Below are 22,026 nucleotides of genomic sequence, written 5' to 3'. Positions count from 1 at the left end.
GTCGGCTACGGTGGCGTCCCGGAAATGGCAGTCGACGGCCTGGGGGAAGCATGGCACAGGACGGGCGTGGGCCCGACTTCATCGAGGCTCTGTCGCGCGGCCTGACGGTGCTCAAGAGCTTCTCCCCGGTCCGGCCCGCGATGACTCTCTCCGAGGTGGCGCAGGCGGCCGATCTCGCCCGACCGACCGCGCGCCGGATCCTGCTCACGCTCGAGGAGCTCGGGTACGTCCGGTCCGTCGACGGCCGCTTCCAGCTCACCGCCCGGGTGCTCGAGATCGGCATGGCCTACGTGGGTGCGCTCGGTCTCTGGGACGTCGCACGCCCGCACCTGGAGGAACTGGTCGGCCGCACCCACGAGTCGTCGTCGATGTCGCAGCTCGACGGGTCGGACATCGTCTACGTCGCTCGCGTCGCCGTGCCCAAGCTGATCGCGCTGCGCGTGGACATCGGCACGCGCTTCCCCGCGATTCGGACCTCCCAGGGGCGGGTGCTGCTGGCGGGGGATGGACGATGAGGCGGCGCTCGCCGTGCTGGCGGAGCCTTCCCGGTCGGACGTCCCCGCCGGGCGCGCGTACACCGCTGACGAGATCCGCGCCCTCCTCGCCAAGGTGCGCGAGCGTGGGTGGGCCGTGGCGGACGAGGAGCTGGCCCCCGGGGTGCGGTCCGTGGCCGTCCCGGTGCGTGACGGCAGCGGCAGCGTCCGTGCGGCCATGAACGTCACCGTGCACGCCTCCGAGACGAGCATGGAGACGCTGCTCGGCGACCACCTTCCGCTGCTCCAGGAGGCGGCCGGCCGGGTCAGCGAGGACTGGGTTCTCTGGCAGTCCCGGCCCACCGCCACGGTCACCTCTGCCTGAGCCGCTGCCGGATCAGGTCAGTTCTCGCACAAGGCCCTCGGCGGCTCTGACGACCGCCTCGAGCGACCCGCGCGCGAAGGGACCGGGGGCGCCGTAGTAGCGGTGTGCGTCGACCACCTCGTAGCCGCCGAGCTCGTACTCCTCGCGCGTCGGCAGGTAGCCCGGGCACCCGTCGGAGTACCCGGCGACGACGGTGACGGCACCCGGGACCATTTGGTCAACGGCGCCGCGCACGGCGTGCGCGGCGGCGGCGAACGGCTCACCGGGAAGTGCCAGGACGACGGCGGAGCCCCAGCGCAGCGCGGTGACCCGCGCACCGTAGGGCTCCGGCTCCGGGGCAAGCCGGCGCTGCTCGGCCCACTCGATCCAACTCGTCAGCAGCGCCGCCGTCGCGGGATCGGCGGTGTCACGGAGGGCATTCCACTGTGCAACTTCCGACCGGAGACGGCCCGGCGCCGCGACGTCGTAGATGAGCGGGACGACGGTCGTCGCCGACGCAACCGCACCGGCCGGGCGGACGGACACGGCGTCGGGGCTCGCCGAGCGGGCCGTCGGGTCCCGGTCCGCCCCGGCGGGTGCGCTCAGCTCCGCCTGCAGCGCCGCCTGCGCGATCACCCCTCCGACGCGCTCGCACTCCTCGAAGGTCCGGCCAGGCGCCGCCGCGACGGAGATCGACTGCTGAGCCGTGTGCCCTGTGTTGGCGTCACCGGCGCAGCCGGTGAGGAACAGCGTGGGCGCCCCCGGTCGCCTCGCTGAGGCGCCGGCGCACCACGCCCGGGTAGTCCGCGGTGAGCAGCGTGTTGTCGGCGCCGAGGACCACCGGATGGCAGGCGTACGACACCACGGTCGCCAGCACGGAGCCGTCGTCCCGCTCGAGTCTCACCACGGGCACCGCGTCGTCGACGGGGCCGTCCGGTCGCCGTCGGTTGCGCGCGATCCCGGGCGCCTCCGCGTAGCCGGCCCGGACGATCGCGGGCTCCTGCTTCTCGACCGCCTCGGTCACCGCGTTGACGCACGCGTCGAGGACCCGCTGCCACCATCCCTCGTCGCGGGGGCTGCCGAGCCGGCCGCGCATGCTGACCGGGCCGCCGTGGGTGTGGGTCGCGTGCACGACGACGCGGTCGTCCGGCAGCGGGCACCGCCGGCGGACGGTGCCGCAGTCCTCCTCGTGCAGCCCGACGACGTCGACCGTGACCACCGCCGTGTCCTCGACGACGAGGGCCTGGACCAGCAGAGTGTCGTGAGCGCCGGTGGCCGGGGAGGTCCTGGCGACGAACCCGGACATGAGGCACCCCGGTCCCGGTGTGACGTCGCGGACCGCGACGCCCGCCCGCACCGGCCCCCTCGCGCTCACGCCACCACGCGCCCCCCCGGCGACCACCTGTCGCAGTGTCAGGCTCCGGTCCCCGGGGGAGTGGTCGAACAGGACGAGGTCTGCCGGGGCGCCGGGCACCAGCCGGCCCCGGCCGGGCACGAGGCGGGACGGGTTGGTGGTCGCGAGCCGGAGGGCGTCGGCCAGGGAGAGCCCCGCGAGCCGGCACACCTCCGCGACGCCGTCCGCCAGCGACCGCGCGGCACCCGCCAGGTAGGGCGTCCCGGCCACGTTGAGCCGGCCGTCGTCGGAGAGCTCGACGTGCCCGCCGACCGGGGTCTCGTAGCTCCCGGCAGGCAGGCCGGCCAGGGCGACGGAGTCCGAGACCAGCACCGACCGGTCCAGGCCCTTGGCCCGCAGCATCGCGGTGAGCGTGTCGCCGGGCAGGTGGTGACCGTCGGCGATGAACCCCGCCGTGAGCCGGTCCTCGGCCAGCTGCGCCCAGATGTAGTTCGGGTGCCGCGCCAGCACGGCGTGCGCGCCGTTGCCCAGGTGCGTCGACAACGTGGCGCCCGCGTCGACGACCGCCCGTATCTGCTCCGGGCCGGCGTGCGTGTGCCCGACGGCGACGACGACACCGGTCGCCGTCGCCGCCTCCGTGTACTCGACCGAGCCGGGGTGGTGCGGCGAGATGGTGACGATGCCGACCAGCCCGTCGGCCGTGGCCTGCCACCGATCGAGCTCCGCGACGTCCGGCGGGCGTACCTGGTCGAGCGGGTGCGCGCCTCGCGGCCCGTCCTCCTCGCTGATGTGCGGTCCCTCGAGATGGACGAAGGGGATGGCGTGCCGGACGGCCGGGTCCCGCCGTCGGGCCTCCACGACGGCGCGCAACGAGCGGTCGATGTCCTCCTCGCTCGCGGTGACGACGGTCGGGACGAAGGTGGTCGTGCCCGCGCGGGCGAGCGCGGCGGTCAGGGCGACGACGTCGTCCGCGGTGACGCCGGGGCCGTTGACGTCGTGACCGCCGAAGCCGTTGACCTGGAGGTCGACGAGCCCGGGGGCGATCCACGGGTGGGCGGCGCCGTCGTCGTCCCTGGTGCGGACGTGCCGCACGACGTCGTCCTCGACCGTGACGGTGACGAGGCGGCCGCTGCGAGGATCCCTGCCGGTGTACCCGCTCACAGCGACCGGACCCGCCCGCGGAAGCGCTCGAGGAACCGGGCGTTGGCCTCGTCGCCGCCAGGGGCGTTGCCGCTGCGCCAGACCGGCACGTCCACGCCGCGGGCCGCCAGCGCCTCGACGGTGGCGAGGACCAGGCAGTTGAGGACGTACGCGTTGGCGAAGGTCGAGACGGCGGCGATGCGCTCCGCAACGCCGGGCACCTCCATCACCGCGTCACCGACCGGCACCTTGCAGTCGATGGCTACGTCGACCAGGTCGTGCAGGTTCGCCCTCGACGGGTGCCGGGCGGGGTGGTCCGGCGCGGTCTCCTCGGCATGGCGGCGCGAGCTGATGCCGACCAGGGTGACACCGCGCTCGCGGGCCGTCAGTGCCGCGTCGATGAGAGCTGCGTTGATGCCGTACGCGTTGACGAGGACGAGGAGGTCGTCCGGGCCGAGCCCACGGTCCTCGATGACGACGCGGCCGTACCCCGGGGTGCGCTCCATCGCCATCGACCGCAGCGCGCCGCTGGAGAGCAGCGTGCCCTCGTCGAGGATCGCGGCGACGTGCATGAGGCCGCCCGCCCGGAAGAACACCTCCTGCGCCGCGAGGTTGGAGTGCCCGCCCGGGCCGTAGACGTGGACGAGCCGGTCGGCGGCCACCTGCGCGGCGAGCAGGTCCGCCGCCCGACGGATCGCGGTCGACTCCTCCCTCAGGATGCGACCGAGGAGGTCGTCCACGCGGCCGAGGTAGGCGGCGAAGGTCGGGTCCGGGGTCACCGACCGACCTCCCCGTCGGGGCGGGTGGCGGGCGGCGCCGACTCCCGGTCGAGGTAGAGCGTGACGTCCGGGTGGGTGCGCAGTGCGGTGGCCGGGTCGGCCGCCGAGATCGGGGCGGTGAGCGCACGCTCGACGGCGGTGCGCTTGGCCGCGCCCGGGACCACGCAGAACAGGCGGTCGGCGGCAAGCAGGCGGGGGATCGTGAGCGTGACGGCGCGCTCGGGCACGTCCTCGAACGTCGGGAAGCACTCGTCGTCGACCTGCTGCTGACGGCAGGCGTCGTCGAGGTCGACGACCTTGACGTCGAGCGGGTCGTCGAGGTCGGCGACGGGCGGGTCGTTGAACGCCAGGTGCCCGTTCTGCCCGATGCCGAGGCACACGAGGTCGATCGGGGCCTCGGCGAGCAGGGCCGCGTACTCGGCGGCCGTGCGCTCGGGGTCGTCGCCCGGCTCGATGAGGTGCACCGCGGCGAACGGCAGGTGGTCGAAGAGGGCGGCGCGCAGCCAGGCCGAGAACCGCTCGGGCGCCCCCTCGGGCAGGCCGAGGTACTCGTCCATGTGGAAGGCCGTGACCCTCGACCAGTCGATCCCGTCGGCAGCGCGCAGCGCGTCGAGCATGTCGCTCTGGCTGGGAGCGGCCGCGAAGATCATCCGGACCTGGTCCTGCTGCGCGAGGCGCGTGCGGAGCTCGTTCGCGACGTCGTCCGCCGCCGCCTGCCCCATGGCGGTCCTGTCGTCGAAGACGCGCAGCCAGGGCCGGCCCTCGGTCGTCGTGGTCATCTCTCCTCCTGAGGGTCGGGGCCGGCGTGCTCGAGCTCGCTGAGGAGCAGGAGCGCGCGGGCCACGTGGAACGGGTCCTTCACCGGCAGCGCGACGGTCTTCTCCAGCGGCTCACCGGTGCGGGTGCGGATCTGCGTCCACTCCCGGCCGGGCCCGTCGGGGAAGGTAGCGAACGTGTAGTCGTGGACGCGGTCCGCCCACTCGTCCAGGCGCACGTCGCCGGTCTCGTTCGCCAGCAGGCGGGCGGCGTACAGCGCCTCGGCGTGCGGCCACCACAGCTTGGTGTTCCAGGTGGACCGGACGAGTGCCTCGTACGGGTCCTCGCTCGCGGCGCCGGCCGGTGGTCCGCCGTCGACGTCGGTGTACCGGAACAACCCGCCGCGCTCGCCGTCCCAACCGACGCGCAGCGCCCGCTCGGCGACCCGCGCAAGGAGGGCCGGGTCCGCGAGCGGTCCGTCGACGAGGTCGCGGGCGTGACGGAGAAACCACAGCGCCTCCAGCACGTGCCCCGGCGTGCGGTGCCGGGTCAGGAGCGTCCCGTCGGCCGGGCCCGTCCCGGTCCGGGCGGCGCCGTCCGTCGCGGGCATCTCGGCGACGTCGTCGTCCCTCAGGTGATGCTCGGCGATGTCGGCCGCGGCGGACCGGACGACGGCGGCGGCAGCAGCATCCCCGGTCGCTCGGTAGACCTGCTCGCCGACGCGACGAGGATCATCGGCAGCCCGAACGAGCGGTGCCCGGCGGCGACGGGGTACGGCTCGGAGCGGTACAAGCCGTCAGAGATTCGTTCCGCCGACCGCAGCAGCGTCCCCAGCGCCAGCTCGCCCCAGTCGCCCTCGGGCTCGAGCGTCACGGCGCCGGACCAGCCAAGCGCCGCGAACAGGTCCGCGAAGACGGACGTGTGCAGCCCGTCGCCGGCGACCGGCTCGAACGGCCTGCCCTCACGGGTGGTGACGAACACCGTCGTCCCGTCCGGCAGGAGCGCGTGGTCCCGGACGAAGCGCGCCGCGCGCAGGCTCTGCTCGGCGAACGGGCCTTCGTCGACCCCGAGGCGGCCGGCGGACCTGGTCACGGCTGCCGTCAGCCAGGCCCACCGGCCCTGGGACCACGTGTACTTGTCCTCGGAGACCAGGCGGGACCCCGTGTTGTCCCAGCAGGTCAGGACCCCGCCGTGCGCGGTGTCCGGTCCGTGGGTCATCCACCAGGCGAGGACGTCCTCGACGAGGTGGTCGCGGTAGAACGGCACGTCAGGCGGACCCGGTGCGCACGGGGCCCGCGGGCGGCTGCTGGTCCGTGATCGCGTCCTCGGCCGGGTCAACCGCGATGGCGTCGACCAGCTCGTCGGACGCGGCGTCGTGCCACGGGAATACCAGGCCGACCAGGATGAAGACGAGGATGGCGACGACGACGGGCCCACCCACCTGCACGGCGGTGAGCTGGTCCGGGGCCAGCTCGGTGAGCTGGTCCGCGAAGACGTAGCGGGTCAGGACGAAGACCACCAGGCCCGAGGCCCACGACGTGATCGCGGCGAGCGGACCGCACCGCTTGAACGCGGGCAGCAGGCCGAGCAGCATCGGGATGGCGATCGGGCCGACCAGGGCGCCGAACCACAGGATGATCAGGCCGAGGACGCCGCCGAAGCTGTCCGCGGTCAGGGCGATCACCATGCTCAGCGCGATGAACGTGAACACCGAGATCCGGCCCACCGTCAGCTCGGTGCGGGTGCTCATGCCCCGGCCGCGCCTCCACACCGCCGGGATGATGTCGCGGGTGACAACCGCGGAGATCGCGTTGGCGTCCGAGCCGGTCATGGCCATCGTGTGGGAGAAGATCCCGGCGAGCACGAGGCCGACGAGCCCCGCCGGCAGGAGCTCCTGCGTGAGCAGGGCGTACGCCTGGGAGGTGTCCTCGATGCCGGGCAGGATGATCGGGGCCGCCCACATCGGGAAGAACATCACGAGCGGCCAGAACAGGTAGAGAGCGGCCGAGAACAGCGCGGCCCGCCGGGCGGTGCTGCCGGTGGGGGAGGCGATGAAGCGCTGCGCGAGGTTCCAGGTGCCCCCGTTGTACGACATGGTGTTGATGAGCAGGTACACCATGACGAACAGGACCGTGTACTGGCCGTTGAAGAGGTCGGAGTTGCCCTTAGGAAGGTCGTCCCACATCGTCCAGATGGTCGACACCCCGTCGAGAGTCGTCAGAACGGTCACGAACATCACGATGCCGGCGACGAACTGGATGACGAACTGGCCGAAGTCGGTCAGGGCGTCCGCCCACAGGCCGCCGATCGTGGAGTAGACGAGCGTGATGCCGCCGGTGAGGAGGATGCCCACCGGGAGCGAGACCCCGGCGAAGACGTTGAGCAGGACCGCGGTCGCCACCCACTTCGCGCCCACGTCGAACACCTTCAGGGCTGTGCCGCTCCACGCCAGGACCTGCTGCGTCGGCAGGTTGTACCTGATCTTCAGGTACTCGAGGGGTGAGATGATGCCGAGCCGTTGGCGCAGCCGCGGCCACCGCGGTACGAACACGAAGGCGCCGACGAGCATCGCGAAGGTGATGCCGAGCGCCCACCACACGTAGAGGACAAAGCCCTCGTCGTAGGCGATGGCGGCGTAGCCGACGAACACCGCGGCGCTGTAGCCGGACATGTGGTGCGAGATGCCGGAGAGCCACCACGGCATCTTGCCGCCCGCGACGAAGAAGTCGCTCGAGTCGTGGATGCGGGCCTTGGCCCACAGCCCGATGCGACCATGACGAAGAAGTAGCCGCCGAGCACGAGCCAGTCGAGAACGCCCATCGTCCCTCACCTCCTCAGTGGGGACGCCCGTTGGTGTCCCGGTTGGGGAGCGATGGTTGCGTGCAACCGTTTGCATGTCAATGGTTCCGGGCGCGTATGGTGAGTCCGTGGCCAGGAGACGCTCGGATCGTCCGGCCGTCCCGACACTCAAGATGGTCGCCGCGGCGGCCGGTGTGGCGACGTCCACGGTGTCCCGCGCGTACTCGCACCCGCACCTGCTCCGCCCTGAGACGGTGGAGAAGGTGCGGGCAGCCGCCGACGAGCTCGGCTACGTGCCGCACTACTCCGCGCGCGCCCTCAGCACCGGACGCCTCGCCACGATCGCGGTCGTCGTGCCGGACATCGCCAACCCGTTCTTCCCGCCGCTGATCCGAGCGGTCCAGTCGCGGGCGAACGAGTTCGGCATATCGACCCTCCTCGCCGACACCGACGAGGAGCCGGACAAGGAGGCCGCGCTGCTCACGGCGATGCAGCAACGCACGGACGGAGTGATCCTCGCTTCGTCACGTCTCGCGGAGGGCACGGTCCGTGCTCGCGCCGCCCTTCACCCGCTCGTGCTGGTCAACCGCGATGTCGACGGAGTCTCCCGCGTTCTTATCGACTGCGCTATCGGCGTGCGCGAGGCGGTCGACCATCTTGTGGACCTGGGACACCGGCGGCTCGCCTACCTCGCCGGGCCAGGCTCGTCGTGGTCGAACGCCGAGCGTCGGCGGGCGTTGCTCGAGCGAGCCACCGAACGCCGCGTCCACGCCGTCGTGCTGGCCGAGCGCCGGCCGGAGCACGAGGAGGGCGTCGCCGCCGCCGACGACGTCGCGCGGTCCGGCGCGACCGCCGTCGTCGCCTTCGACGACGTGCTTGCGCAAGGCCTGATGGCCGGTCTGGGCCAGCTCGGCGTGTCTGTGCCCAGCGACGTGAGTGTGATCGGCTGCGACGACATCCTCGCCGTGCGTACCACGCCGCCGCTGAGCACGATCCATGGGCCGTCTACGGAGGCCGGTCGTTCTGCGGTCGACCTGCTGCGCGATCTCATCGACGGGGGCGCGTCGGAGAAGGCCGCCGTCAAGCTTCCCGCGCACTTCATCCAGCGCGCGACCGCAGGGCCCGTCGCGGGATCGTAGAAGTCGCTTCGGCCGGGCACGTGGCTGTGGAGGTGTCCTCTGCGGCGACGCACCGCCGTCGTCGGAGAGGGCGCTGGAGGTTCGGGCGGATCGGGTCCCGGCGGCACTGCCGTCAGAACGGGCACTGGCCCGCGACGATCCGCTGGGCGTTCCGGCGCTCGGCCGGGGTGCCGGCCGTGGGCGCCTTCCGCGGGTTCTCCAGCAGCTGGGCGAGCGCCTGCGCCATGCCGTCCCCGCCGGGCAGGTTCAACGTGCCGCAGGCCTTGTACTGCAGCGCACGGCCGATCTCGTAGCGCGCCAGCTGCTCGAGCCGGGCCACGGGCCACTCGGCCACGGCCTTCTCCGACACCCAGAGGTACGGGCGGTCGACGTGGAAGCACCCGTTGGCGGAGGGGCGGCAGGTGTTGTGCTTCAGGGCGTAGCGCACGGACATGCCGTGGGCGGCCGCCAGCCACTCGAGCCGGGTCTGCGGACGCTCGATCGTCTCCGGCGCGCGCACGGCGGGGGTGTCCCGGCCGTCGCCGTTCCAGTCGCCGACGAGCACGGTGTCGCCGGCGCGGGCGAACCGGATGACACGGTCGGCCTCCTCGCCCTCGGCCATCCGCAGCTTGACGTGGTAGCGGTTGCCGCGGCGCAGGACGGGACTGTCGGTGCCGTCGCCGTCCCAGTCGCCGACCAGGACGGTGTCCCGAACCTTGCCGAGGGTGAAGACGCGCGCCGCCGGGCCGCCGCGCTGGACGTCCGTCACGTGGAACTGGTTGCCGCGGCGTACGGCGGGCGTGTCGCGGCCGTCGCCGTCCCAGTCGCCGACGAGCACGACGTCGCCCGGCCTCCCGTAGGCGAAGGAACGTTGCGCGCGCCCGCTGCAGGGCGCGTCGGTCAGGTGGATCATCCTGCCGCGACGCACGGCGAGCGTGTCCCGGCCGTCGCCGTCCCAGTCCCCGACGAGCACCTCGTCGTTGGCGGTGCCGAGCACGAACCGGCAGGTGCCGGTCTTGTAGGTGCTGCCGCGCCGCCAGCCGATCTCGTCCGCGCCGTCGCCGTCGAAGTCGCCGACGAAGGTGCGGTCGTAGTGGTTGCCGGCCGTGACCTCCTGCTCCGGCTCGACGTCCCACCCGTCGTTGAGCAGGTAGGTCCGCCCGGTGGGGCCGTCCATGGCGGGGTTGCGGTCGCTGGGGTCGTCCACCTGGCCGCCCCGGAACGCCGCGGCCGGCGCCGCGGCGCCGAGGGCGGTGGTGGCGCACAGGGCCACGACGGCGACGAGCCGCCCCGCTGAGGTGATGATCTGTCCGCGCATCGTCGCACCTCCGCCGCTCCGGCTGGGTCACCAGAGAACCGCAGGACCGGTGCGGTCCGGAGCCGGACGGGCACCGAGAGCCGGGCGAACGGGACCTTCGGCACGGGGTGGGGCGGGGGTGAGGCATGGCGCGGGCTCGGTCACCGCGGGGCCCGGCGTCGTGAGCGCGGTGCCCCACCTCACCTCGTTAGCCCTAGTAATTAGCAACACTAATGACCTAGACTAACGACCGGAATGACAGAGACCTCGACACCCCAGCACCGCGCGGAGCGCCGCCCCGACCTGGCGACCAACGTGCGCATCGCCGTGCTCCGTCTCTCGCGCCGGCTGCGCAACGAGTCGACGCTCGAGGTGACGGAGGCGCAGCACTCCGTGCTCTCCGCCCTGTACCACCTCGGGCCGATGACGGCCGGCACGCTGGCCGAGCACGACCATGTGCAGCGACCCTCGATGACCCGGACCATCGCCTCGCTCGAGGAGCGCGGCCTCGTCAGCCGCGAGCCGGACCCACGGGACCGGCGCTGCGTCGTCGTCACTCCGACGGAGGCCGGCAACGAGCTCGTGAAGGAGATCAAGCGGCGCCGCAACGCGTGGCTGGACAAGCGGCTGGCGAAGCTCACCCCCGCGGAGCGCCAGGTGGTGGGCGAGGCCGCCACGATTCTGCGAAGGATGGTGGAGGAGTGAGCCGCACCTTCTACTCGCTGCGGTACTTCAACTACCGGCTGTGGTTCGTCGGCGCGCTGGTCGCCAACGTCGGGACGTGGATGCAGCGCGTCGCCCAGGACTGGCTGGTGCTGGCGATCCTCCCCGGCGGGTCCGGGTTCGCCGTCGGCGTCGTCACCGGCCTGCAGTTCCTGCCGATGCTCGTGCTCAGCCCCTACGCCGGGCTGCTCGCCGACCGCCTCGACCGGCGCAAGATGCTCATCGCGACCCAGGGCTCCATGGGTCTGCTCGCCGCGGGTCTGGGTGCGCTCGTGCTCACCGACGCCGCCCAGCTGTGGCACGTGTACGTGTTCGCGCTGCTGCTGGGCGTGGCCGCCGCCCTCGACTCCCCGGTCCGCCAGACGTTCGTGGCCGAGATGGTCCCGGCCGCGGACCTGCCCAACGCCGTCGGGCTGAACTCGACGTCGTTCAACGCCGCCCGGCTCGTCGGACCCGGCGTGGCCGGGCTGCTCATCGCCGCCGTCGGGCCGGGCTGGATCTTCGTCATCAACGCGGTCTCGTTCGCCGCGACGATCTTCTCCCTGACCCTCATGCGCACCCGCGAGCTGAACGCTCTTCCGCACGCACGGCGCGGCAGGGGGCAGGTGCGCGAGGGGATCGCCTACGTGCGCCGTCGTTCCGACATCGTCCTCATCCTGGTGGTCGTGGGGATCGTCGGGGCGTTCGGGCTGAACTTCCAGCTCACCTCCGCGGTCATGGCGCGGGAGGCGTTCGGGCTGGGGGCGGGGGAGTACGGCATCCTCGGGTCGATCCTGGCGGTCGGGTCCCTCAGCGGCGCGCTGATGGCGGCGCGGCGCCGGAACCCGCGGGTCGGGCTCGTCATCGCCTCCGCGCTCGCGTTCGGCGTCACCATGGGCGTGCAGGCGCTGATGCCCACCTACGAGCTGTACGCGCTGCTGTGCGTCCCGGTCGGGTTCTTCTCCCTGACGATGATGACCGCCGCGAACACCACCGTGCAGATGAGCACCGAGCCCGCCATGCGCGGGCGGGTGATGAGCCTGTACATGATGGTCTTCCTGGGCACCACGCCCATCGGCTCGCCGATCGTCGGCTGGGTGGCGGAGGCGTTCGGCGCCCGCTGGTCGGTGGGCATCGGCGCGATCGCCTCGGTCCTCGTGGCCGTCGCGGCGGCCGTGTGGGCCAAGCGGACGTGGCGCGTGGAGGTTCACTACTCGCTGCTGCACCGCCCGCACCTGGTCATGGACGGACCGCGCGAACGGTTCGCCCGCGAGGCCGAGCGGGTCGAGCGTGACCGGACCCGCTCCGCCCTGGCGGCGCAGGAGGCCCGTCAGGGGAGCGAGACGGCGTAGCGGACGGCCACGCCGTGCCCGGATGCGACTAGCCGCTCAGCCCGAGCTGCTCGAGCTGTCCCGCGACGTCGTAGTAGCGACGCTCGTCCACGATCACCCCGTCGTCGCCGAGGCGGGAGAAGACCGCCATCTCGAACCTCAGGGGCTTTCCGGTTGCTGGATACTCGCCGTCGGGCAGCGCCAGCGGACCCGTGTGCGTGCCGGTGATCGTCATCTCGGCCGCAAGGGTCGGGCCGTCCACCGCCTGGTACGTCACCTCCACCCGCAGGTCGGGAAAGGCGGCGAAGACGGCGGAGGCGTCGTCCACCACGCCGGCTCTCCCTCGCAGCGGCTCGCGGTACTGGGGGGTCGCGGACCACGGCGTCGTCGCCGTAGCAGCCGGCCAGCCGTGCGGGATCGTGCGCGTTGATCGCGGCGATCTGCTCCTCCAGGACCTGCATGCTGCGCGCGGCGTCGGCGTCGGCGTCCGGTCCGCGGCCAAGCGTCGTGCCGGTCATGGCTGCTCCCTCCGTCGGGTGCGGACGTGACCATGGTCCTCCGCCCGCGCGCGCAGCACCAGGGTGCTCCTTCGCCTCGGTCGCCGCGCCGGCAGGCAGCAGCGGCCTGGGGCTCGGACCCGCTACGGCACGTCCGCCTGGACGAGCGTGCCCATGCCGTGCCCGCGCAGCGCACCCTCGTCCGCGCGGACGAAGTAGGCGTCCCCGCGCTCGAGGACCGCGGAGTCGGACTCCGACCTCACCTCGACGCGGCCCTCGAGGCAGACCAGCACGCGGGGACCACGCCCCGGGAGCGGGTGGTCCGGCTCGCCGTCGACGTCGCCGAGCGTGGTGACCGCGAGCTCGAAGTCGTCGACCGGCGCGTAGAACATCCGGGTGGCCCCGTGGAACACCTCGGGCGCGATGCGGATCGGCGGCGCGGCGACGTAGTCGACGCACTCCAGCATCTCCGGCACGTTGACGTGCTTGGGCGTCAGGCCGGCGCGCAGCACGTTGTCCGACGCCGCCATCAGCTCCACGCCCAGGCCGGCGAGGTAGACGTGCACACCGCCGGCCGGCACGAACAGCGCGTCGCCGGGCTGGAGGGTGACGGGGTTGAGGAGCAGCGAGACGACGACGCCGGGGGTCGCCGGGGGTACGCGTCGGCGAGCCGGACCACGGTGGTGTCCGCGCGCGGGGAGGGGGAGCCGTCGGCCAGACGCCGGGCGCCCCCCGCCAAGAGGCAGAGGCGCCGTCGTTGTCCGGTCAGTCCCGGCTGGCCGGCGTCATGTCCGGCCGACGGGTCAGATGAGCCCGAGCTTGGCCGCGCAGGCCGGCCACTGGCCCCAGCCGGACCGGGCCTGCAGCGCCTGGGCGCGCTGGGTCTGCTCGGCGGGCGACGCCTGCGAGGGCAGACCGGAGCCGCCCATCGCCTGCCAGGTCTGCACGGAGAACTGGTACAGGCCGTGGTACAGGCCGTTGGGGCTCACCGCGCTCGGGTTCCCGCCGGACTCGCACTGGGCGAGCTGCGCCCACACCCCGGAGGTGGGGGCACCACCGCCGGAGGGAGCGGAACGCTGCGCGGGGGCGCTGGACGCCGCGGGGGACGCCGCGGGCTGCGGCTTGGGGGCGGGGCGCTCCTTGGTGCCGACGGCGATGATGCGGTCGACGGGCTTCGTGGTGACCTCGTCGCTGCGCAGCGTGGAGGTGATCTCCTTGCCGTCGACCGTGATGGTCGCGAAGGTGCGGGTGCGCTCACCCGGGGCGCCCTCCTGGACGACCTTCTTCTCGCCGACGTACAGCGAGCCGTCCTCACGCTCGACGGTGGAGAAGTCGACGGCCTCGGTCTCGTTGCGCTCGCCGGCGGCGACGCGCGTGACGGTGACCTGGACGGTGCCGTCGTCGGCGGAACCGACCGCGACGCGGTCGATGGGCGAGAGCTCGACACCGGCCGCCGCGAGGGCGTCCTTGACGTAGGCCTCGCCGTCGAGCTGGACCCGGGTGGTCTCGCCGTCGGCCACGACGTCGGCCTCGCCGTCGATCACCAGCGGAAGGTTGAGCCCGTCGCGGTCGAAGGACCGGGAGGCGGCCAGGGTGACGTCTCGCCCGGACTCGAAGAGGCTGCCGACGAGGTCGCCCTGGGTCAGCGCGGTCGTCCAGACGACCTGCGGCTCGCCGTTGACGTCGACGGTCACCTGACGGGCGGTCCGCACGACGATGTCCGCGCCGTCGCTCAGCGCGCTGTCCGGCCCCGGGGCCAGCAGATCGTTGTTGCCGATGGTGATGCCCTGCTCGTCGAGGAGGCCGTCGACGGAGCCGGCGAACGTGGAGACGGTGCGGGTCTCGCCGTCGATCTCGAGGTCGACGCTCTTGTGGGCGTGGGCCGCGACGGCGCCGCCGGCGACGAGCACCGGGGCCAGACCGAGGGCGATGAGAGGAAGGAGACGGCGCTTCCTGGCCGGCGGGGCGGTCTCGACGCTGGTGGCGGAGTCCGCGGCGTAGGGGTCGGTGGTGGGCTGGAGGGGGTTCGGCGCGCTCACGTTCGTCCTTTGTCGCGCGGCCCGGGCACAGGGTTGGGGCGGGCGGGACGAGCGGGGGCTCGCCGCGTACCCGGGAGGGCACGCCCGACCGTCAGCCTGATCCGGCGGTCATTACAGGCCGCGAGGGCCCGCTGAGCGGTCCGGCACAGCGGACCGCATCGAATGTAACCGAATCGTTATCTCCGCGTCCACGTGTCGTGGCACACACGTGATCGCGGTGCTCGTGACAGCGGGGGGCGCACCGCCCGGCCGGCGTCCCCCGAGGGACCTCCTGGGCTCGCTGCGAGAAACTCCGTCCGCGCCCAGCGAGCCGCGGCGCAGGTCCGGAGAGCCGTCCGGCTCAGTACCAGCCGACGCTCTGGGAGTGGCTCCACGCCCCGCACGGCGTGCCGTAGCGCCCGGCGATGTAGCCCAGGCCCCAGGTGATCTGCGTGGCAGGGTTCGTCGCCCAGTCGGCACCGGCGGAGGCCATCTTGGAGCCGGGCAGCGCCTGCGGGATCCCGTACGCGCTCGACGTCGGGTTGTCGGCGGTCACGCTCCAGTTGGACTCCTTGGTCCAGAGGTTGTCCAGGCAGGTGAACTGGTCCGCTCCCCAGCCACGGGCGGCGGCGAGCTGCCTGCCGATGGCCCGGGGGTCGCCCGAGTAGCTGGCTGCAGGCGCCGGGGCCTCCACGGCCTTCTTGGTGCCCACGAGCACGACCTCGTCGACCTTGGCGCTGGAGACGACCGTCGCGACGAGCTCGCGGCTGACCTCCTCGTCGCCGGCGGTGACGACCCGGTAGGTGTTGGTCGTGACGCCGTCGACGCCCTCGGTCTCGACCTTGCGCTCGCCCTCGGGCAGGGAGTCGTCCTCCTTCTCGACGACGCCGTGCTTGACGACCGACTCCTCGGTGACGTGCTCGGCGCTGGCACGCAGGATCTCGACGGTCTGGCCGTCCGGGACGGCGGCGCCGAGGCTGGCGGTGACGACGTCGTCCCCTCCGACGACGATCCCGGCCTCGCGCAGCGCCTCGCCGAGCGTGGCGGCAGTCGTGGTGATCTTGCGCGCCTCGCCGTCCACGGAGACGGTGAAGGTGGAGGCGCCGTCGGCCTCGAGCGCGAGGCGGCCGGCGAGCTGGGAGCGGGAGGCGGTGTCTCCGTCGCGGAGCGCGAGGGTGCCGGCCTCGACCGCGAGGTCGGTGCCGTCGGCCGTGCCGGCCTGAGCGGGACCCTGCGTGACGGCGAACGCGCCGGTTCCGAGGACGACGGCGCCCAGGACGCCGCCACGCATGGCCTTCACCGCGAGTCCGGGCAGCCCGATGGACCCCCTCTGCTCCTCGGCGGCCGCCGCGCGCTGCTCCTCCGCGAGCCGGAGGGCGCGCCGGGTTCCGGGTGCCGGAGCACCGGCGGCGGGCGTGGTCTCGTTCAGGAGCGCAGCCGTGCCACGCTCCGCGGTGTGTCGTGCCACGGAGTGCTGTTCCTGTCTGGAGGGAAGACGGTCCGAGTGCGACCGTAACCGATCTGTTATCTGATGCAAAGTCGGCCGTAACGATCTGTGGGCGTCATCACCGCGTCACGACCGGGCGTGCGAGACGTGTGACCCGACCGACGGGGCATGCGAACAGATGACGTCTCGTGGAGGAGATGACCTCTCGCGGAAAAGATGACGTCTCGCGGGGAAGATGACGTCTCGCGAAGGAGTGACGCCTCGCCCGCAAGGGGGCCGGGGGCTACCAGGCGCCGTAGACGGCGTCGGTGCTGGCCGTCAGGCGCTCGCACGTTTCGGCCAGGTCGAGCCTGAGCTGCTCGGCGACGGTCCGGACGGTCAGCGGCATCACGTACGAGGCGTTGGGGTGCCCGCGGAACGGAGCCGGCGTGAGGTACGGGGCGTCCGTCTCCACCAGGACGAGCTCGGGCGGCAGCTCGCGCAGGGCCGCCCGCAGCGCGTCGTTGCTCCTGAACGTCACGGGGCCGGCGAAGGAGGCGTACCAGCCGCGCTCGGCGCAGGTCCGGGCGAGCTCGACGTCGCCCGAGAAGCAGTGGAAGACGACCCGGTCGGGGGCGCCGTCGGCGAGAAGCGTTCGGACGACCTCGTCGTGCGCCTCGCGGTCGTGGATCTGCAGCGGCTTGCCGAGCTCCTTGGCGAGGGCGATGTGCTCGCGGAAGGCGCGGAGCTGGTGACCGCGGCCCTCCTCGCCGGTGCGGAAGAAGTCCAGGCCGGTCTCCCCCACCGCCACCACCCGCTCGTCCCGGGCCAGCTCGGCCACCCGGGCGATCGCGTCGTCGAGCGAGAGGGCGTGGTGCTCGCGGACCGCGGGGTCCAGCCCGTCCGGGGCGATCTCGCGGACGCCGGCGTGCAGAGGCGCCTCGTTGGGGTGGATGGCGAGCGCCGCCGCGATCTCCCGGTGGGCGCGGGCCAGGGCGACCGACCCGGCCAGCGACGGGACGTCGCACCCGACGGTGAGGATCCGGGCCACGCCGACACGGGTGGCCCGGGCGACCTGCTCCGCCGTCGTCAGCGGCTCCTCGCCCGGCGGCAGGGCGACGTCGAACTCGTCGACCGGGGCGCCGTCGTCGTCCAGGACCGGCAGGTGCGCGTGGTTGTCGACCACGGGCAGGGGCAGGGCCTCCGGCTCCTCCGGCCAGCCCCGACGCTTCTTCTGCTGCTTCTTGCTCACGGTGCCCGGGCTCGCGTCGGTACGGCTCACGCCGCGCTCACGCGGTGGGCCGGCTGCCGCGCAGGCGGGCTAGCTCGGACTCGACGACATCGTCGTCGAGCTTGGTGAACACGGGGGTCGGCTTCGCCACCGGGGTGCCCGGCACGACGGGCCGCGGCTCCCAGGCCGCCATGTTCTCGCCGCGGCGGTAGTCGCCGGTGATGACCGGGTACGGGTCCCCGCCGTCGAGATCCTCGACCTCCTCCAGCCGCGGCATGGGCGCGACGGTCCCGGTGCCGCCGAGGACGCGGTCGACGTCGTTGGCGGAGTGCGGCAGGAAGGGGCTGAGCATGACGTTGAGGTCGGCGACCGCCTGGGCGAGGGTGTGCAGCACGGTGGCGAGGCGGTCGCGCTGCTCGGGCGCCTTGAGCTTGAACGGCTCGGTGCGGGTGACGTACGTGTTTGCCTCGCCGACCAGGCGCATCGCCTCCGTGAGGGCGGCGCGCTGGCGGTGCTGGGCGATGAGCCCGCCGACGGTGGTGAAGCCGGCGCGCACCTGCTCGAGCAGCTCGGTGTCGATCGCCTCGAGGTCGCCCGGCGTCGGGATCTCGCCGAAGTTCTTGGCGATCATCGACGCGGTGCGGTTGACCAGGTTGCCCCAGCCGGCGACGAGCTCGCCGTTGGTGCGGCGGACGAACTCGGCCCAGGTGAAGTCGGCGTCCTGCGTCTCGGGGCCGGCGGCGGAGATGAAGTAGCGCAGCGCGTCGGGCTGGTAGCGCTCCAGGACGTCGCGGACGTAGATGACGACGCCGCGCGAGGACGAGAACTGCTTGCCCTCCATCGTGAGGAACTCGCTGGAGACCACCTCGGTGGGCAGGTTCAGCGTGCCGTAGGTGCCGGGCGTGCCGCCCCGCTCACCCTCGCCGTTGTACCCGAGCATCTCCGCCGGCCAGATCTGGGAGTGGAAGACGATGTTGTCCTTGCCCATGAAGTAGTAGGACAGCGCCTCGGGGTCGTTCCACCACCGGCGCCACGCGTCGGGGTCGCCGGTGCGGCGCGCCCACTCGACGGAGGCGGAGAGGTAGCCGACGACGGCGTCGAACCACACGTAGAGACGCTTGGTGGGCTGGTCCTCCCAGCCGGGCACGGGGATGCCCCAGTCGATGTCGCGCGTCATGGCGCGCGGGCGGATCTCCTCGAGGATGTGCTGGCTGAACTTGATGACGTTCGGCCGCCAGGTGCCGGACGCGGCGCGGTCGTCCAGCCACTTGCCGAGGGCGTCGGCGAGCGCCGGCAGGTCGAGGAAGTAGTGCGTGGTCTCGACGAACTCCGGCTTCTCCCCGTTGATCTTGCTGCGGGGGTCGATGAGGTCGGTGGGGTCGAGCTGGTTGCCGCAGTTGTCGCACTGGTCGCCGCGGGCGTCGTGGTAGCCGCAGATGGGGCACGTGCCCTCGATGTAGCGGTCCGGGAGGGTGCGGCCGGTCGACGGGCTGATCGCCGACTGGGTGACGCGCTCGACCATGTACCCGTTGTCGCGCACCGTGCGGAACATCGCCTGCACCACGGCGTAGTGGTTGCGGGTGGTGGTGCGGGTGAACAGGTCGTAGCTCAGCCCGAGCGCGACGAGGTCCTCGACGATGACGCGGTTGTTGCGGTCCGCGAACTCCTTGGCGCTGACCCCGGCGGCGTCCGCGGCGACGAGGATCGGCGTGCCGTGCTCGTCGGTGCCGGAGACCATCAGCACGTCGTGGCCCGCCATGCGCATGTATCGGGAGAAGACGTCGGAGGGCACGCCGAAGCCGGCGACGTGACCGATGTGGCGCGGCCCGTTGGCGTACGGCCAGGCCACGGCGGAGAGGATGCGCGTCATGGGGGCCAGCCTAGTTGGCGCGGCGCACGCCCCGTCCGACGGCGTCCGCTTCCGTCCTCCCCCTCCCGACGCGCCGCCCGCGCCGCCGTCCCCCTCCCGACGGCGCCGCCTCCGCCGTCCGGTCCACGCCCGCTGTCTGGGCGTCGGTGGGCCGGGATATCGTCGGTGTCCATGAGCCAGATCGGAGCGCACGTCGACCAGGAGGATCCCGTCGGTGAGGCGCTGGCCCGCGGCGCGGACCTCGCGCAGTTCTTCCTCGGCGACCCCCAGGGCTGGAAGGGGCCGGAGGTGCGCTACCCCGGCGGTGCGGCAGCGCTCCGGAGCGCAGCCGAGGAGGCAGGGATCACGCTGTACGTGCACTCGCCGTACGTGATCAACGTCGCGACGACGAACAACCGGATCCGCATCCCCAGCCGCAAGCTGCTGCAGCAGCACCTCGACATGGCTGCCGAGGTCGGGGCGGCCGGGCTCGTGGTCCACGGCGGGCACGTCCTGAAGGACGACGACCCAGCCAAGGGCTTCGACAACTGGCGCAAGTGCATCGACGGGCTCGAGATGCCCGTTCCGCTGCTGATCGAGAACACCGCGGGCGGGAACCGGGCCATGGCTCGCGGGCTCGAGCGCCTCGAGCAGCTGTGGGGTTCGGTGCTCGAGGCGGACGGCGGCGACACCGTCGGGTTCTGCCTCGACACGTGCCACGCGTACGCGGGCGGCGAGCCCCTGCCCGGCATCGTCGAGCGGGCCCGGGCGATCACGGGCCGGGTCGACCTCGTCCACGCCAACGACAGCCGGGACGCCTTCGACTCCGGGGCCGACCGGCACGCCAACCTCGGCGAGGGCAGCCTGGACCCGGACGAGCTTGCGGACGTCGTGCGGGCGGCTGGCGCACCGGTGGTCGTCGAGACGCCGGGCGGGGTGGCCGAGCACGGCGCCGACATCGCCTGGCTGCGGGAGCGCCTGGCCTGACGACGTCAGCTCTGCCGGCCTCGCTGCGGGCATCCGGGCCGGCACGGGCGCGGGCCGCGCCAGGCGTGCCGCGTCCGGCTAACGCACGTCGAGCAGCTGCGCCACCGGGGGCTCGGGGTTCAGCTCCAGCGGCATCGGCCCGAACGGCGTGACGTCCTGGCTGCAGACGGCACCGTCCCGCGCCTGCAGGTCGAGCAGGTAGGCGGCGATCGCCGCGCTGGCGCAGGTGCTGGGCACGAGAGTCGTGTGGCCGTACCCCTCGATGGTGAGCACCCGCGCGTCGGGCCAGTGGTCCGCGTAGGGCTCGGTCGCCGAGTACGGGGTGGCGGGGTCGAACCGGGTGCCGATCACGAGGACCGGCTCGTCGACAGTCTGCTCCCAGGGACCGGTGTGCGCGTCCTCGTCGGTGACCGGCACGAATGCGCACGGCAGTGAGAGCCAGGCGCGGAACCTCCCGAAATGGCCGGCCTCCCGCTCGGCGGCGTCGGCCTGGGCCGGGAAGCCGCCAGGCCCTACGGGGTCCTCGGTGTCGACGCAGATGCTGGCGAGCGCGCCACCGACGGACGGGTAGTCCTCGATCAGCTGGAGACGACGCAGCAGGTCTCCGAGGGCGTCCTGACCGGGCTCGGCGCCGTCCGACTGCGCGGTCGGCGGCTGCGGTTCCAGCGACGCGAGTCCGGCGGCGAGCTGGCCCCACAGCCGGGGGTCGTACATCGACTGGAAGATGAGCGAGACGACGTCGTCGTAGCCGAGCTCCGTCGTCGTCCCGTCCCCGTTCGGGACCGCCACCGGTTCCGTGCGCAGCCGGGCCAGGAGGGTCTCGACGACGTCGCCGGGGTCCCCGAGAGCGGCGAGCGGGCAGCCGCTCGGGCCTGCCTCCCTGCACAGCCGGAGGAACTCGCCGTACGCCTGAGCCGCGGCGACGTGCTGGCCCAGGCGGCGCCCGAGCACCCGGTCGTCGCCCTCGCCGACCCAGATCTCCGGCAGCACGGTGCCGTCGAGGACCAGGGCGCGCACACGGTCGGGGAACAGCGCGGCGTACGTGGCACCGAGGAACGTGCCGTACGAGTAGCCGAGGTAGGTGAGCTCGTCGTCGCCCACGGCTGCGCGGAGCAGGTCCAGGTCCCGTGCGACGTTGGCGGTGGAGGATGCTGCGATGCGGTTCCCGGAGAGCACGGTGCACGAGGCTCCCAGGACTGCGACCGACGCGACGAACCCCGGCTCCTCATCAGGTTCGACGGGGAAGGCCGGGAGGGTGGCGAGCAGGGTGAACTCCTGCGCCGCGTCGCGGAAGCAGGTCGCGGGGTCGGACCGGCCGACGGCACGGGGATCGAACGCGACGACGTCGAACCGAGCCCGGACCGACGGGTCCAGGAACGCGCCGCCGAGGGCATGGAGGGTGTCGACCCCGGGGCCGCCCGGTCCGCCGAAGTTGAGGAAAAGGCTGCCGATGCGCTGGTCGGGAGCCGTGGCCGGGAGGCGGGTCAGCGCGATGGTGGTGGTGCCGGCGGCCGGGTCGTCGTAGTCGGTCGGCACCTCCGCCGTCGCGCACTGGAACGCCTCGAGACCGTCCCCGCAGCCCCGCCACGTCAGGGCCGGCGGCTGTGCTGCCTGAGCGGTGCCGGCGAGAGCGGAGCGGGCCGGATCCGTGCCGGACGAACCTGCACCGGCACCGGGTGGTGCCGCTGTCGCCGTGACCGCTCCCGCCACGAGCACCAGGACGACGGCGACGGCGGCGACCACCCGGCGCCCGGCGAGCGCGAGCCTCGCCGAGGCCACGGCGCGCCGACGCGCGACGGCGACGGTCCGGCGTCGTGAGAGGGCGGCGGTCCGGCGCCGTGAGAGGGCCACGGTCCGGCGCCGTGCGATCAGGGCGGCATCGGCCTTCCGCATGGTCCTTGGTAT

The 22,026-nt window shown here is 73.0% G+C and carries 21 protein-coding genes; 6 read left to right on the top strand and 15 right to left on the bottom strand.

Annotated features, from left to right (window positions below):
• Window positions 1-50: 50 nt before the first annotated feature.
• Window positions 51-515, top strand: a complete 465-nt coding sequence (locus DA06_RS04770; protein ID WP_418606988.1) for a helix-turn-helix domain-containing protein — start codon at window positions 51-53, stop codon at window positions 513-515.
• Window positions 505-858, top strand: a complete 354-nt coding sequence (locus DA06_RS04765) for an IclR family transcriptional regulator domain-containing protein (RefSeq protein ID WP_418606986.1) — start codon at window positions 505-507, stop codon at window positions 856-858. Before DA06_RS04770 ends, DA06_RS04765 begins: the two co-directional genes overlap by 11 nt.
• Before the next feature lie 12 nt (window positions 859-870).
• Here DA06_RS04765 and DA06_RS04760 read toward each other — a convergent pair whose 3' ends face one another.
• The 7 genes from DA06_RS04760 to DA06_RS04730 form a co-directional block, all read right to left on the bottom strand.
• Complete coding sequence (locus tag DA06_RS04760; protein ID WP_052436375.1) at window positions 871-1,473, bottom strand: hypothetical protein; 603 nt, start codon at window positions 1,471-1,473, stop codon at window positions 871-873.
• A gap of 88 nt (window positions 1,474-1,561) precedes the next feature.
• The gene (locus DA06_RS04755) at window positions 1,562-3,352 is read right to left on the bottom strand and encodes an amidohydrolase family protein (protein ID WP_418606984.1); all 1,791 of its coding nucleotides are present in this window, start codon (window positions 3,350-3,352) and stop codon (window positions 1,562-1,564) included.
• Complete coding sequence (locus DA06_RS04750; RefSeq protein WP_043497772.1) at window positions 3,349-4,110, bottom strand: sugar isomerase domain-containing protein; 762 nt, start codon at window positions 4,108-4,110, stop codon at window positions 3,349-3,351. The genes DA06_RS04755 and DA06_RS04750 overlap by 4 nt, the downstream gene beginning before the upstream one ends.
• Entirely contained in the window at window positions 4,107-4,889 is a 783-nt protein-coding gene (locus DA06_RS04745; RefSeq protein ID WP_052436374.1) for a glucosamine-6-phosphate deaminase, read from the bottom strand. The genes DA06_RS04750 and DA06_RS04745 overlap by 4 nt, the downstream gene beginning before the upstream one ends.
• Window positions 4,886-5,476, bottom strand: a complete 591-nt coding sequence (locus DA06_RS04740; protein ID WP_052436373.1) for an AGE family epimerase/isomerase — start codon at window positions 5,474-5,476, stop codon at window positions 4,886-4,888. The genes DA06_RS04745 and DA06_RS04740 overlap by 4 nt, the downstream gene beginning before the upstream one ends.
• A gap of 20 nt (window positions 5,477-5,496) precedes the next feature.
• Window positions 5,497-6,132 carry a hypothetical protein gene (locus DA06_RS04735; protein ID WP_043497769.1) on the bottom strand — a complete coding sequence of 212 codons (636 nt, stop codon included), beginning with the start codon at window positions 6,130-6,132 and terminating at the stop codon, window positions 5,497-5,499.
• A gap of 1 nt (window position 6,133) precedes the next feature.
• The gene (locus DA06_RS04730; protein WP_418606980.1) at window positions 6,134-7,696 is read right to left on the bottom strand and encodes a sodium:solute symporter family protein; all 1,563 of its coding nucleotides are present in this window, start codon (window positions 7,694-7,696) and stop codon (window positions 6,134-6,136) included.
• A gap of 97 nt (window positions 7,697-7,793) precedes the next feature.
• Between DA06_RS04730 and DA06_RS04725 the strand changes: the two genes are divergently transcribed.
• The gene (locus tag DA06_RS04725; RefSeq protein ID WP_043497768.1) at window positions 7,794-8,804 is read left to right on the top strand and encodes a LacI family DNA-binding transcriptional regulator; all 1,011 of its coding nucleotides are present in this window, start codon (window positions 7,794-7,796) and stop codon (window positions 8,802-8,804) included.
• A gap of 112 nt (window positions 8,805-8,916) precedes the next feature.
• Here DA06_RS04725 and DA06_RS04720 read toward each other — a convergent pair whose 3' ends face one another.
• On the bottom strand, window positions 8,917-10,101 hold the full coding sequence (locus tag DA06_RS04720; protein ID WP_052436371.1) for a hypothetical protein: 1,185 nt from the start codon (window positions 10,099-10,101) through the stop codon (window positions 8,917-8,919).
• 234 nt (window positions 10,102-10,335) lie between these two features.
• Here DA06_RS04720 and DA06_RS04715 point away from each other — a divergent pair, with 234 nt between their 5' ends.
• Both DA06_RS04715 and DA06_RS04710 read left to right on the top strand, forming a co-directional pair.
• Complete coding sequence (locus tag DA06_RS04715; RefSeq protein ID WP_043497766.1) at window positions 10,336-10,785, top strand: MarR family transcriptional regulator; 450 nt, start codon at window positions 10,336-10,338, stop codon at window positions 10,783-10,785.
• Window positions 10,782-12,134: an MFS transporter gene (locus tag DA06_RS04710; RefSeq protein WP_043497764.1), complete on the top strand. Its 1,353-nt coding sequence runs from the start codon at window positions 10,782-10,784 to the stop codon at window positions 12,132-12,134. Before DA06_RS04715 ends, DA06_RS04710 begins: the two co-directional genes overlap by 4 nt.
• A 28-nt stretch (window positions 12,135-12,162) precedes the next feature.
• On the opposite strand, the gene DA06_RS04705 is transcribed toward DA06_RS04710, so the two are convergent.
• The 6 genes from DA06_RS04705 to metG all read right to left on the bottom strand — a co-directional run bounded on the left by DA06_RS04705 (window position 12,163) and on the right by metG (window position 19,155).
• Window positions 12,163-12,615, bottom strand: coding sequence for an ester cyclase (locus DA06_RS04705; protein ID WP_418606977.1), 453 nt, complete (start codon window positions 12,613-12,615; stop codon window positions 12,163-12,165).
• A 138-nt stretch (window positions 12,616-12,753) separates the two neighbouring features.
• Window positions 12,754-13,191: a hypothetical protein gene (locus DA06_RS04700; protein ID WP_418606976.1), complete on the bottom strand. Its 438-nt coding sequence runs from the start codon at window positions 13,189-13,191 to the stop codon at window positions 12,754-12,756.
• A 222-nt stretch (window positions 13,192-13,413) separates the two neighbouring features.
• Window positions 13,414-14,649 (bottom strand): resuscitation-promoting factor, encoded by a 1,236-nt coding sequence (locus DA06_RS04695; protein WP_052436370.1) that lies wholly within the window; start codon window positions 14,647-14,649, stop codon window positions 13,414-13,416.
• 340 nt (window positions 14,650-14,989) lie between these two features.
• Window positions 14,990-16,096: a G5 domain-containing protein gene (locus tag DA06_RS04690; RefSeq protein WP_052436369.1), complete on the bottom strand. Its 1,107-nt coding sequence runs from the start codon at window positions 16,094-16,096 to the stop codon at window positions 14,990-14,992.
• Between the two features lie 262 nt (window positions 16,097-16,358).
• Complete coding sequence (locus DA06_RS04685) at window positions 16,359-17,336, bottom strand: TatD family hydrolase (protein ID WP_418606973.1); 978 nt, start codon at window positions 17,334-17,336, stop codon at window positions 16,359-16,361.
• A 7-nt stretch (window positions 17,337-17,343) separates the two neighbouring features.
• A complete protein-coding gene (gene metG, locus DA06_RS04680; protein ID WP_043497746.1) occupies window positions 17,344-19,155 on the bottom strand; it encodes a methionine--tRNA ligase in 1,812 nt (603 codons plus the stop codon).
• 171 nt (window positions 19,156-19,326) lie between these two features.
• Here metG and DA06_RS04675 point away from each other — a divergent pair, with 171 nt between their 5' ends.
• Entirely contained in the window at window positions 19,327-20,121 is a 795-nt protein-coding gene (locus tag DA06_RS04675; RefSeq protein ID WP_043497744.1) for a deoxyribonuclease IV, read from the top strand.
• Window positions 20,122-20,199: 78 nt separating this feature from the next.
• Here DA06_RS04675 and DA06_RS04670 read toward each other — a convergent pair whose 3' ends face one another.
• On the bottom strand, window positions 20,200-22,014 hold the full coding sequence (locus DA06_RS04670) for an alpha/beta fold hydrolase (RefSeq protein WP_052436368.1): 1,815 nt from the start codon (window positions 22,012-22,014) through the stop codon (window positions 20,200-20,202).
• Window positions 22,015-22,026: the final 12 nt, after the last annotated feature.

It is taken from the genome of Georgenia sp. SUBG003 (assembly GCF_000715355.2).
In the GTDB taxonomy this organism is placed as follows: domain Bacteria; phylum Actinomycetota; class Actinomycetes; order Actinomycetales; family Actinomycetaceae; genus Georgenia.
This window is presented reverse-complemented; position numbering and strand designations above follow the sequence as displayed.